This is a genomic window from Plantibacter sp. MMLR14_011 (assembly GCF_001865025.1).
Taxonomy (GTDB): domain Bacteria; phylum Actinomycetota; class Actinomycetes; order Actinomycetales; family Microbacteriaceae; genus Plantibacter; species Plantibacter flavus_A.
Map to the genome: position 1 here is coordinate 97,712 of NZ_MJGW01000094.1, position 11,134 is coordinate 108,845.

The 11,134-nt window shown below is 70.8% G+C and carries 12 protein-coding genes; 8 read left to right on the forward strand and 4 right to left on the reverse strand.

The window, feature by feature from the left end; all coding sequences use genetic code 11:
* The 5 genes from BIU99_RS20095 to BIU99_RS18430 all read left to right on the forward strand — a co-directional run.
* On the forward strand, positions 1 to 1,255 hold a 1,255-nt coding region (locus tag BIU99_RS20095; RefSeq protein ID WP_175484439.1), incomplete at its 5' end, for a hypothetical protein.
* Positions 1,252 to 1,920, forward strand: coding sequence for a DUF4129 domain-containing protein (locus tag BIU99_RS20100; RefSeq protein WP_071262481.1), 669 nt, complete (start codon positions 1,252 to 1,254; stop codon positions 1,918 to 1,920). The genes BIU99_RS20095 and BIU99_RS20100, both read left to right, overlap by 4 nt.
* Positions 1,917 to 3,134, forward strand: coding sequence for a DUF4350 domain-containing protein (locus tag BIU99_RS18420; RefSeq protein ID WP_139205506.1), 1,218 nt, complete (start codon positions 1,917 to 1,919; stop codon positions 3,132 to 3,134). Before BIU99_RS20100 ends, BIU99_RS18420 begins: the two co-directional genes overlap by 4 nt.
* Positions 3,131 to 4,120 (forward strand): MoxR family ATPase, encoded by a 990-nt coding sequence (locus BIU99_RS18425; protein ID WP_064295230.1) that lies wholly within the window; start codon positions 3,131 to 3,133, stop codon positions 4,118 to 4,120. Before BIU99_RS18420 ends, BIU99_RS18425 begins: the two co-directional genes overlap by 4 nt.
* Entirely contained in the window at positions 4,121 to 5,428 is a 1,308-nt protein-coding gene (locus BIU99_RS18430; protein WP_071262482.1) for a DUF58 domain-containing protein, read from the forward strand.
* 60 nt (positions 5,429 to 5,488) lie between these two features.
* Here BIU99_RS18430 and BIU99_RS18435 read toward each other — a convergent pair whose 3' ends face one another.
* Positions 5,489 to 6,355 (reverse strand): LysR family substrate-binding domain-containing protein, encoded by an 867-nt coding sequence (locus BIU99_RS18435; RefSeq protein ID WP_071262483.1) that lies wholly within the window; start codon positions 6,353 to 6,355, stop codon positions 5,489 to 5,491.
* Positions 6,356 to 6,453: 98 nt separating this feature from the next.
* Here BIU99_RS18435 and BIU99_RS18440 point away from each other — a divergent pair, with 98 nt between their 5' ends.
* Positions 6,454 to 6,849 (forward strand): DUF5997 family protein, encoded by a 396-nt coding sequence (locus BIU99_RS18440; RefSeq protein WP_056012681.1) that lies wholly within the window; start codon positions 6,454 to 6,456, stop codon positions 6,847 to 6,849.
* Between the two features lie 3 nt (positions 6,850 to 6,852).
* On the opposite strand, the gene BIU99_RS18445 is transcribed toward BIU99_RS18440, so the two are convergent.
* A complete protein-coding gene (locus tag BIU99_RS18445; RefSeq protein WP_071262484.1) occupies positions 6,853 to 7,848 on the reverse strand; it encodes a stage II sporulation protein M in 996 nt (331 codons plus the stop codon).
* A 67-nt stretch (positions 7,849 to 7,915) separates the two neighbouring features.
* Between BIU99_RS18445 and BIU99_RS18450 the strand changes: the two genes are divergently transcribed.
* The gene (locus tag BIU99_RS18450; RefSeq protein ID WP_064295226.1) at positions 7,916 to 8,776 is read left to right on the forward strand and encodes an RDD family protein; all 861 of its coding nucleotides are present in this window, start codon (positions 7,916 to 7,918) and stop codon (positions 8,774 to 8,776) included.
* Positions 8,777 to 8,798: 22 nt separating this feature from the next.
* Here BIU99_RS18450 and ahcY read toward each other — a convergent pair whose 3' ends face one another.
* Complete coding sequence (gene ahcY, locus BIU99_RS18455) at positions 8,799 to 10,289, reverse strand: adenosylhomocysteinase (RefSeq protein WP_064295225.1); 1,491 nt, start codon at positions 10,287 to 10,289, stop codon at positions 8,799 to 8,801.
* A gap of 82 nt (positions 10,290 to 10,371) precedes the next feature.
* Complete coding sequence (locus tag BIU99_RS18460; protein ID WP_064295224.1) at positions 10,372 to 10,593, reverse strand: DUF3499 family protein; 222 nt, start codon at positions 10,591 to 10,593, stop codon at positions 10,372 to 10,374.
* A gap of 95 nt (positions 10,594 to 10,688) precedes the next feature.
* Between BIU99_RS18460 and BIU99_RS18465 the strand changes: the two genes are divergently transcribed.
* On the forward strand, positions 10,689 to 11,126 hold the full coding sequence (locus BIU99_RS18465) for a metallopeptidase family protein (protein WP_064295223.1): 438 nt from the start codon (positions 10,689 to 10,691) through the stop codon (positions 11,124 to 11,126).
* The last annotated feature ends 8 nt before the right edge of the window (positions 11,127 to 11,134 follow it).

An 11,134-nucleotide genomic window follows, 5' to 3' on the forward strand; every position in this document is an offset into this window, starting at 1 on the left:
ATACCCGCAGCAGCCCGGGTATCCGGCGCAGGCGGCGTACCCACAGCCGGGATACGGCCAGCAGCCGTATCCGCAGCAGGTCCCGCCCCAGTACACCAAGCCGTACCCCCAGGCTCAGCAGCCCGGGTACGGGACCCCTCCCTCGGCTCCGACCGCCGCCTACGACGCGAATCCCTACGCGACCGGTGCGTCCTGGGCACCGGGTCCCCAGCAGGGATGGGCACCACCGCCGAAGCCGGGGCTCATCCCGCTCCGGCCGCTGTCCTTCAGCGACCTGTTCGGCGCGCCCTTCCTCGTGCTGCGCCGCAACCCGAAGGCGACGTTCGGGAGCGCCCTGCTGCTGCAGGGTCTCACCGCCGTCCTCTCCCTCGTCATCGTCGGCGTCGTCACCTGGCTCTCGCTGAGCCGGCTGTCGCAGGCGGCCCCTGGCGAGGAGGACGCCATCAGCGCCGGGGCCATCACGGCCATCATCCTGTCCTTCCTCATCCCGGTGGCGGTCTCGATCGCCGGCAGCGCGATCCTGCAGGGCATCATCGCGCAAGAGGTCGCTCGCGGCACCCTCGGCGAGAAGCTGCCACTCGGCGTGCTCTGGCGACGCACGAAAGCGCGATTCCTGCCGCTCATCGGCTACACCTTCCTCCTGATCGGTGTCGTGACGGTGTTCATCGCCGTCGCCGTGGGCCTCGGATTCGTGCTGACCGGTCTCGGCGGGACCACGGGCGTGGTCCTGACGGTGGTCATGGGCATCGGCGCCCTGCTCGTCCTGATCGCCGCTTCCGTGTGGCTCGGGACGAAGTTCTCCCTCACACCGAGCATCATCGTCCTCGAGAACGGCAAGGTGTTCCCCTCGCTCGCTCGCTCCTGGCGCCTGACCGACGGCTACTTCTGGCGGACCTTCGGCGTCCAGTTCCTCGTCTCCTCGGTCGTCAGTGTCGCGTCGCAGGTCGTCGCGACCCCGATCAGCCTGCTCGCGAGTCTCGTCCCCGTGCTGTTCGTCGGGGTGGACTCGGAGGCGACCATGATCGTCGCCACCATCGCCGCGCAGGGCCTGTCATTGCTCGTCTCCGTCATCATCGGCGCGATCACGGTCGTCGTCATCAGTGCCACGTCGGCGGTCATCTATGTGGACCTGCGGATGCGCAAGGAGGGGCTCGACCTCGACCTCGCGCGGTTCGTCGAGGCACGCGCGGGCGGCCGCGAGACGGTCGACAACCCCTTCGACGCCGCCGCTGCCGGAGGCAAAGCGACCCGATGAGCCCGCTGTTCCTCGCGTCGCGCCTCGACGTCCCGCTCGTCCCGGATGCACCGGGCGCCCGGGACCTTTTGCAGCGTGAGCTGTCGAAGCCCGAGTACCAGACGGCGCAACCGTCGTTGTGGGACATCGTGTCGAAGGCGTTCTGGGACTGGGTGAACTCCCTCCGGGTGCCGGGTGAGGGCCCCTTCACGGGCCTGTTCCCGATCATCGCGATGACCGTGGTCGTCGTCGGGATCGTCATCGCGTTCATCGTGTGGGGCGTCCCCCGCCTCAACCGGCGGAGCGCCCGTCAGCTCGACCTCTTCGGCGAACGCGACGATCGGACCGCCGAGCGGTTGCGCCAGGACGCGAGGACCGCCGCCGCGGCCGGCGACTGGACCCTCGCGCTCCAGGAGCTGTATCGGGCGATCGCTCGCGGACTGTCCGAGCGGACGATCGTCGTGGTCACCCCCGGCACGACGGCGCACAGTTTCGCCGCCCGGGCGGCGGCCGCGTTCCCGCAGGACGGGCGCGCGCTCGCGGAGGCCGCGGACGTCTTCGACGCCGTCCGCTACCTCGAGGCGACGGGTACCGAGGCGCAGCACCGGGAGCTCGAAGCGCTCGACGCGCGGCTCTCCGTCGCCGCGCCGCAGCTCCTCGCCGACCCCGAGGAGCTGGTCCGGTGACGCTCACGGCGAAGCCCACGGGGCATGGGCAGCCCGAGCCCGACGTCGCCACACCACGGCTGCGGACCCGGCTGCGACGGAACCGGTTCTGGATCATCGCGGCGGTCTTCGCGGTCGGGATCGCCCTCGTGCTCATGTTCGCGACGCGAGGCGCGTCGATCGACGCGGCGCTGCTCAGTCCGGGCAACCAGACCCCGAACGGCGGACGCGCGCTCGCGCAGGTGCTCCGTCAGGAGGGCGTCACCGTGACGGAGACGACCACGCTCGATGCGACGCTCGAGGCGGTCGAGGACACCGACAGCACCGTCCTCCTGTTCGATCCCAGCGGGCTGCTCGAGGCCTCGCAGCTCGAGCGGTTGGGCGACGCCGACGCCGGACTCGTCGTCGTCACCCCCCGGGCCGCGGCGCTCCGCACCCTGTTCCCCGGCGTCTCGTTCGCGGGCAGCTCGGATGCCACCGACGTCCTCTCGTCCGACTGCGGCGACCCCACCGCCGAGCGGGCGGGGACGGTCACCGGTGGCTGGACGCTGTACACGACCACCGACGCCGACGCCGACGGCTGCTTCACGGCCGACAGCGGCGGGAGCGCGGTCGTGACGCAGGCGGACGGCGCACGGGTGCTCCTCGGCTCGGCCGACGCGCTGACGAACGACGTCGTCGACCGTGCGGGGAACGCCGCCCTCGCGCTCGGCCTGCTCGGCTCGACCGAGCAGTTGATCTGGTACCTGCCGAGCCTCGCCGACGTGCCCGTCACCGGCCCCCCGAGCCTCGACGCGCTGACGCCGAGCTGGGTCGCCGGGGTCACCGGCACCGTCGTCATCACGGCGATCCTGGCCATGTTCTGGCGCGGGCGCCGCTTCGGCCCGCTCGTCATCGAGGACCTGCCCGTCGCGGTCCGCGCGAGCGAGACGATGGAGGGGCGCGCACGCCTCTACCAGCGGTCCGGCAACCGTCAGCGGGCGCTGGACGCGCTGCGGATCGGTACCGTGTCCCGCCTCGCGGTCGCCGCGGGCCTCTCCCGCCACGCCTCGGTCGTCGAGGTCGCCGACACGGTCGCCGGACTCGCCGGACTCGACCCTCGGCACGTGCGGTCCGTCCTGCTCGACGCCGTACCGACGAGCGACGCCGAGCTCGTCTCCCTGTCCGATCACCTGCTCGATCTCGAAGCCGCCGTCGCGCGCGCCACGGACCTCACCGGAAGGAACCATCCATGACCGACGCCCCCGTGCCAGGATCCACCGCACCGAACCCGGACGACCTCCGGCGAGCACTCGCCCAGGTCCGCGTCGAGGTCGGCAAGGCCGTGGTGGGTCAGGACGCCGCCGTCACCGGGCTCGTCATCGCGCTCCTCGCCAAGGGCCACGCGCTCCTCGAGGGTGTGCCCGGCGTCGCGAAGACGCTGCTCGTCCGATCACTCAGCCACGCGCTCAGTCTGGACACGAAGCGTGTGCAGTTCACGCCCGACCTCATGCCCGGCGACGTCACGGGCTCCCTCGTCTACGACGCCAAGACCGGGGAGTTCGAGTTCCGCGAGGGCCCGGTGTTCACGAACATCCTGCTGGCCGACGAGATCAACCGCACACCCCCGAAGACCCAGTCCGCCCTGCTGGAGGCGATGGAGGAGCGCCAGGTCAGCGTCGACGGCCGTTCGCTCCCACTCCCGGACCCGTTCATCGTGGCCGCCACGCAGAACCCGATCGAGTACGAGGGCACCTACACGCTCCCCGAGGCGCAGCTCGACCGCTTCCTGCTGAAGCTCGTCCTCGACGTGCCCGAACGCGACGTCGAGGTGGAGGTGCTCCGACGGCATTCCGCCGGGTTCAGCCCACGCGACCTCACGGCTGCGGGCGTCCGCCCGGTCATGGGCGCGGCCGATCTGCGGGCGGCGCAGCTCGAGGTCGGACGCGTGGGTGCCAGCGCCGACGTCCTCGCCTACATCGTCGACCTCGCACGCGCCACGCGGCGCAGCCCGTCCGTCCGGCTCGGGGTCAGCCCGCGAGGGACGACCGCCCTCCTCGCCGCGGCGAAGGCCTGGGCCTGGCTGAGCGGCTACCAGTCGATCACCCCCGACCACGTGCAGACGATGGTCCTCCCGGTGTGGCGCCACCGCATGCAGCTGCGGCCCGAGGCCGAGCTCGAGGGTGTCTCGGTCGACGCGATCCTGCGTTCGATCATGCAGCAGGTGCAGGTGCCCATCTAGATGGCCGTCACCGGGAGGTTCGTCGCGCTCGTCGCGTTCGGCATCGTGCCGATCGTGGTGCTCGGCGTGCTCACGGGCGACGCAGCTCCGGCGTTCATCGCGTGGCTCGTGCTCGCCGCCGCGCTCGGAGCGCTCGACCTCGCGGTCGCCGGTTCGCCTCGTGACATCGTCCTGCAGCGGCAGCTGCCGTCCCGGGTCAGGCTCGGTGACTCGGCGACGAGCACCCTCTTCCTGACGAACCGCGGAGGTCGCCGCGTCCGGGCGCTGGTGCGCGACGCCTGGCAGCCATCGGCCGGCGCGCCCACCGAGCGGCTCCGCGTCGACCTCCCGCCCGGTGAGCGGCGGAGCCTCAGCCTGGTGCTCACCCCGTTCCGTCGGGGCGAGCGACGGGTGTCCCAGGTCACGGTGCGGTCGTCCGGTCCGCTCGGTCTCCTCGCTCGACAGGCGACGCTGAACAGCACCGGGCACCTCCGGGTCCTGCCGGCGTTCACTTCCCGGAAGCACCTCCCGAGCCGGATCGCACGCCTCCGCGAGCTCGACGGCGCGACGAGCGTCATGGTCCGCGGTCAGGGCACCGAGTTCGACTCCCTCCGCGAATACGTGCGAGGTGACGACGTGCGTTCGATCGACTGGCGTGCCACGGCACGACGCGGCGACGTCATGATCCGCACCTGGCGGCCCGAGCGTGACCGCCGGGTCGTCATCGTCACCGACACCGGCCGCACTTCGGCTGCCCGCATCGCCGATGAGCCGCGCATCGACACGGCGTTCGAAGCCGCGCTCCTGTTGGCCGCCCTCGCCACGAGAGCCGGGGACCGCATCGACTATCTCGCCTACGACCGGCGGGTGCGTGGTCGCGTCCAGGGCGCGACCGGTGCCGAACTCCTCTCGAGGATGGTCGACGCGATGGCGCTCGTCGACCCGGAACTCATCGAGACCGACTGGGACGCCGTCCCCGGCCAGGTCAGACAGATCACGAACCAGCGCGCCCTCGTCGTCCTGCAGACCTCGATCGACGCCCCCGGGGCCGCGCGCGGGCTCCTCGCCGTCCTCCCCCAGCTCACACAGCGCCACACGGTGGTCGTGACGAGCGTCGTCGACCCGGCGACCCTCGAGGCCACGCGCGACCGCGGCGACCGCGAGACCGTGTACCGCGCCGCTGCGGCCGAACGCGCCCTGCTCGACATCGAACGCGTGTCGGCGGCGATCAGACAGCTCGGGGCCGACGTCGTCACCGGTTCACCCGAGACCCTGCCTCCGGCGCTCGCCGACGCCTACATCGCGCTCAAGGCCTCCGGTCGACTCTGACCCGATCCGTCGCCGATCGACGGGGTCCCTCCGCGTGCCGGCGGGACCCGGGAGAACGGATCAGCGGCCCTTGCGCTTCTTGCGGCGTTCCCGGGCGAGCTCCTCCTGCTTGGCCTTCCGCGCGGCGAGCTGGGCGCCCCGGCTCGTCCCGGCGGCGGTGCCCTGGGTCGAGCCGGCCTTCGGCTTCTTCCGTCGTCTCGCGGCCTGCTGCGGTGCAGGAGCGGCGGCCTGCTCGGTCGGGGCGGACCGTCGCGAACTGTTGGCCGTGCGTCCGCGCACGATGCCGATGAACTCCTCCACGGCTTCGTCCTCGCGGTCCTGAGGCCACACCAGCACGACCGGGATGGATGGAAGACCGACGATCGGACGGTACTCCACGTCCTTCCGCTGGTGCAGTCGCGCGACCGACTGCGGGACCACGACGATTCCGACCTCGGACGCGGCCAGCTCGACCGCGGCCTCCGGGTCGTCGGTCAACGGCGCCGCCGAGGCCTCGAACCCGAGCGCGGCGGCACGTTCGGCCCACTCGAGGACGAGCGGCGTCATGATCAGCTGCTCGTCGGCGAGCGCGGCCATCCCGACCGTGTCCTCGGCTCCGAGGGCAGCGCCCTTGGCGAAGACGACGACGGGGAGCTCCTCGAACAGGGCGATCGTGTTCAGCCCGTCATGGTCGATCGGGACCCGGGCGAGCACGACGTCCGCCGCACCGGAGGCCAGGACCGCTCGCTGCTCGTCGAGGTCCACCCGGATCAGGCGGAGTTCGTCGTCCGGACGGCGCTCGCTCCAGATGCGCGCCCACTTCCCCGGGTTCACGCCGCGTGCGTAGGCGACGGTCAGCGCCGGCGGGACGATCTCCGGCACCGTGTCGGCGCCGATCCCGTCGTCGCCGACCTCGATCCCGTCGACCTGGTCGTCCTGCCTGTCCATCGAAGCCTCCACTGCTCGGCTTGCCACACTACTGCAGCTCAGTCGACGGGTGATCCGGCCGGTTGGGCGAGGACACCGCAGCGAGGTACGCTGAGCGGATGGGTGCGAGCGAACAGATCATGAAACCGGCGACCGCGGCGAAGAAGCTCGGGGTCTACCTGCCGGCGACCCCGGCGTCGTTCCAGGAGGAGCCGATCACGCGGTCGGCGTTCCTCGAACTGCAGGCGAACCCGGCGGACTGGCTCGTCGAGCTCCGCAAGAACGGACCGCACCCGCGCGACGTCGTCGCCCGCAAGCTGGGCGTGTCGACCTCCGGTCTGGCTCGCGCCGAGATCACCGAGGCGTTGACCACCGAACAGATCCAGGAGCTGCTCCGCACGCTGCCCGCCTGGCTCGTGCAGGAGCGTGCCGTCCACGCCGAGGTGAACGCCGAGAACGCCCGGGTCAACGCCAGGAACGCCGAGCGCCGCGCACGATCCGAAGCCGGCGAGTAACCGTCAGCCGGCGACGATCCGCTTCCCGCCGGCCTCGAACGCAGCCAGGTCGCCGCGCTCGCCCGAGCGGTACGCGCGACCGCCCCACCAGCACATGTAGGTCAGGAACGCGGCGAGCGCTCCCCCGCCGATGAGCATCTTGACCGCCCACGGCCACGGTGCCGGCGTCACGAAGCCCTCGACGAGCCCCGAGACGAAGAGCACGATCACCAGCCCGATGGCGATCGTGAACAGCGCTCGGCCCTCCTCGGCAAGGGCCTGGCCCCTCGTCCGTGGCCCTGGTGCCACCCAGGCCCAGAAGATGCGGAGACCCGCCGCTGCCGCGACGAACACCGCCGTGAGCTCGAGCATGCCGTGCGGGAGGATGTACTCGAAGAACACGTCGCCCTTGCCGTAGGCGAACATGACGCCCGCGGCCTGCCCGACCCCCTGGGCGTTGGTGACGATGATGTACGGGACCCAGACGCCGCTGATACCGAACGCCACGCATTGCGCTGCGATCCACGCGTTGTTGGTCCACACCTGGCCGGCGAAGCTCGCGGCCGGGTTGTCGGAGTAGTAGGCGACGAAGTCGTCCTCGACGTACTGCTTGAGCTGGGCGTCGGTACCGAGGTTCGCGAGGACCTGTGGGTTGCCGGCGATCCACACGGCGTACAGGGTCGCGATGACGACGGTCGCGACCGCTACCGCGAGGGTCACCCACCGGACCCGGTAGAGCGCGGCCGGCAGCGCCAGGACGAAGAACCGCGGGACACTCGACAACACGTTCGCACTGGCCCCGGTGAACCGGAGGCGTGCCCGCGACAGCGACACCGAGAGACGGTCGCCGACGAGCGTCGATCCGGCCGTCGTCTTGATCGCGGAGAGCTGGGTCGCCCCGGCTTGATAGCGGTCGATCAACTCATCGGCCTCAGGCCCGCTGAAGAACCGCTGCTTGCCGAGCGCGTCGAGGCGGTCCCATTCCTGGCGGTGGGCTGCGGAGTAGGCGTCGAGGTCCATCGCAGCCATGCTACGCGGTGGCGGCGCTCCATGGCCGGTCCCCCGCGCATCTGCTTGAATGGAGCACATGTCCGAACCGGCCAGGGTCCCGCTGCACGAGACGACGCTGGACGACGGCACCGAGCTCATCACCGGCGAGGCGGTCGCCCTCGACGTGCGGCCCACCGGATTCATCCTGCGCGCGGCGGGTGCCATCATCGACTACGTAGTGTCGATCCTCGTGTTCGTCGGCCTCATGCTCGCGATGTTCTCCTGGATCCTGTCGGGAGTCGCCATGGACACCGCGATGTTCACCGCCATCGTGCTCGGCCTGACGGTGCTCTGCCTCGTCGTCCTGCCGGCAGCGGTCGAGATCGCCACCCGCGGACGGTCGCTCGGCAGACTGGTCGTCGGTGCGCGGATCGTCCGAGACGACGGGGGTGCACCCGGCTTCCGGCACGCGTTCATCCGTGCGCTCACCGGGTACTTCGAGATCTACGCCACAGCTGGCGGCATCGCCGCACTCACCGGCCTGCTCAGTGCTCGCTCGAAGCGCCTGGGCGACGTGCTCGCCGGGACCTACAGCCAACGTGAGCGTCTGCCGCGGGTGGTGGAGCCCGTGGCGATGATCCCGCCGCAGCTCGCCGCCTGGGCCGGCGGTGCGGACGTCGCCCGACTGCCCGACCCGCTGGCGCGGCGCGTCACCCAGTTCCTCAAGCAGGCCGGCTCGCTCACCCCGGCCACGAGGACCCGATTGGCGGCCGAACTCGCGGCAGAGGTGTCCCGATTCGTGTCGCCCCTGCCGATCGCTCCGCCGGAGGCGTTCCTCGTCGGGGTCGCCGTCATCCGCCGGGAGCGCGAGTACCAGGCCCAGCTCGCGGCCCGTCAGCGACTGTCGCTCCTCCAGCCGGTGCTGAGCGGTCAGCCGCACCGGTTCCCCGACCGCTGAGGCGGGGAACCGGCGACACCGCCTAGTAGCGGTAGTGGTCGACCTTGTACGGGCCCTCGACCGGCACACCGATGTAGTCGGCCTGCTCGCCCGTAAGCGTCGTCAGCTGCACGCCGAGCGCGTCGAGGTGCAGGCGAGCGACCTTCTCGTCGAGGTGCTTCGGCAGCACGTACACGCCGATCGGGTACTCCTCGATCCGCGTCCAGAGCTCGAGCTGTGCGAGCACCTGGTTCGTGAAGGAGTTGCTCATCACGAACGAGGGGTGCCCCGTCGCGTTCCCGAGGTTCATGAGGCGTCCCTCGCTGAGCACGAGGACGCTGCGCCCCGTGGGGAGGCGCCACTCGTGGACCTGGGGCTTGATCTCGATCTTCTCGGCGCCCTCGAGCGCCTCGAGCGAGGCCATGTCGATCTCGTTGTCGAAGTGCCCGACGTTCGAGACGATCGCGAGGTGCTTGAGCGCGAGGATGTGGTCGAGGGTGACGACGTTGAAGTTGCCGGTGCACGTCACGATGATGTCGACCTGCTCGGCGACGCTCTCGAGGGTCGCGACCTGGAAGCCGTCCATCGACGCTTGGAGGGCGCAGATCGGGTCGACCTCGGAGACGATGACCCGAGCGCCCTGGCCGCGGAGGGCCTCGGCCGCGCCCTTCCCGACGTCGCCGTAGCCCGCGACGAAGACGACCTTGCCACCGATGAGCACGTCGGTCGCGCGGTTGAGGCCGTCCGGCAGCGAGTGCCGGATGCCGTACTTGTTGTCGAACTTGCTCTTCGTGACCGAGTCGTTCACGTTGATCGCGGGGAACAGCAGCTCACCCTGCTTCGCCAGCTCGTAGAGGCGGTGGACACCGGTGGTGGTCTCCTCGGTCACGCCGAGGATGTCGGCGGCGACCTTCGTCCAGCGGTCGCTGCTGCCGGCGAGCGAACGGCGGAGCACGTCGAGGACGATGCTGTACTCGTGGCTGTCGGCGTCGGTCGTGTCGGGGACCGCTCCAGCCAGCTCGAACCGACGGCCCTGGTGGACGAGCATGCTCGCGTCGCCACCGTCGTCGAGGATGAGGTTGGGGCCGGTCCACTCGGCTCCGGCCGTGGCCGCTTCGGTCGACCAGTCGAAGATCTGCTCGGTGCACCACCAGTACTCCTCGAGCGTCTCGCCCTTCCAGGCGAAGACCGGCACACCGGCCGGTGCCTCGACGGTCCCGTGCGGACCGACGGCGACGGCGGCCGCCGCCTCGTCCTGGGTCGAGAAGATGTTGCAGCTCGCCCAGCGCACCTGGGCGCCGAGCGCGACGAGTGTCTCGATGAGCACCGCGGTCTGCACCGTCATGTGCAGCGAACCGGCAATACGGGCGCCGGCGAGGGGCTGGCTCGCGCCGAACTCCTCGCGGAGGGCCATCAGGCCGGGCATCTCGTTCTCGGCGAGGCGGAGCTGGTGTCGGCCGGCCTCGGCGAGCGACAGGTCGGCCACCTTGTAGGGCAGGGTGGTCGTGGGGGCAGACGGTGCGGAAGAACTCATGACGCCATTCTCGCAGACCGTCACGCGTCGTGGACCTTCATGTCGGCCCCGAGATCGGCAAGGCGCGGTGGGATGCCGCTGGTCAGGAGCCGTAGCCGACGTCGCCGAGGACGCTGTGCTTCACGACGCTCCAGCCCTGCGGCACGCTCAGCCGTACGGCATGGATGGAGCAGAGGTCGTAGCTGTGTGGACTCTTCTCGATGCTCAGCGGCCCGAGGACGGCCATCGAGTCACGGTAGTCATAAGTCAGCGTCGCTACGGGCTCGCGCGAGCAGCCGACCTTCGAACACATCCTGTCCACCATTTGCCCCAGCGTAGCCCGGCGGCGCCGGCGGCACCGTCCGGCTCGCCGGTCGAGCGGGTCTGAACCGGGCCGCCGACGACACCTAGACTGGACGCATGGCGCAGGCTGACGAGGAGACGCGAGGCGCCCTCTCGCGCCGCCGATCACGGCACGGTCGCAACGGTCGTTCGAGCGTCGTCGGACCGGACGTGCCACCGATCGACACCCGGATCGACCAGTTCGACCTGACGGTCGCCACCACCGCCGACTACCTCCGCGGAGCCTGGCCCGCCGAACTCGCCGACGTCCGGTTCGAGGTCGGCGCGATGCCGGCGCAGAACTCCGGGACGGACGGCGTCGACCGTTGGTTCGTCGACCGAGCACGCCGACGGATCATCCTGTACCGGCTGCCCATCCAGCGGATGAGCAAGCTCCACCGGAACGACGAGCTGCATCAGCGCATGATGGTGGAGAGCTGCGTGTTCCGCGCCGTCGCCGAGCTCCTCGGCAAGGACCCCTGGGACCTCGGGCCGGAACGCTACCGGTTCCTCTGACCCGCGGC

Bases quoted from the DNA above. Each gene is read 5' to 3' on its own strand.
- BIU99_RS18425 (WP_064295230.1), top strand. From the start codon at position 3,131: ATGACCGACGCCCCCGTGCCAGGATCCACCGCACCGAACCCGGACGAC.
- BIU99_RS20100 (WP_071262481.1), top strand. From the start codon at position 1,252: ATGAGCCCGCTGTTCCTCGCGTCGCGCCTCGACGTCCCGCTCGTCCCG.
- BIU99_RS18465 (WP_064295223.1), top strand. From the start codon at position 10,689: ATGGCGCAGGCTGACGAGGAGACGCGAGGCGCCCTCTCGCGCCGCCGA.
- BIU99_RS18450 (WP_064295226.1), top strand. From the start codon at position 7,916: ATGTCCGAACCGGCCAGGGTCCCGCTGCACGAGACGACGCTGGACGAC.
- BIU99_RS18430 (WP_071262482.1), top strand. From the start codon at position 4,121: ATGGCCGTCACCGGGAGGTTCGTCGCGCTCGTCGCGTTCGGCATCGTG.
- ahcY (WP_064295225.1), bottom strand. From the start codon at position 10,289: ATGAGTTCTTCCGCACCGTCTGCCCCCACGACCACCCTGCCCTACAAG.
- BIU99_RS18445 (WP_071262484.1), bottom strand. From the start codon at position 7,848: ATGGACCTCGACGCCTACTCCGCAGCCCACCGCCAGGAATGGGACCGC.
- BIU99_RS18440 (WP_056012681.1), top strand. From the start codon at position 6,454: ATGGGTGCGAGCGAACAGATCATGAAACCGGCGACCGCGGCGAAGAAG.
- BIU99_RS18460 (WP_064295224.1), bottom strand. From the start codon at position 10,593: ATGGTGGACAGGATGTGTTCGAAGGTCGGCTGCTCGCGCGAGCCCGTA.
- BIU99_RS18435 (WP_071262483.1), bottom strand. From the start codon at position 6,355: ATGGACAGGCAGGACGACCAGGTCGACGGGATCGAGGTCGGCGACGAC.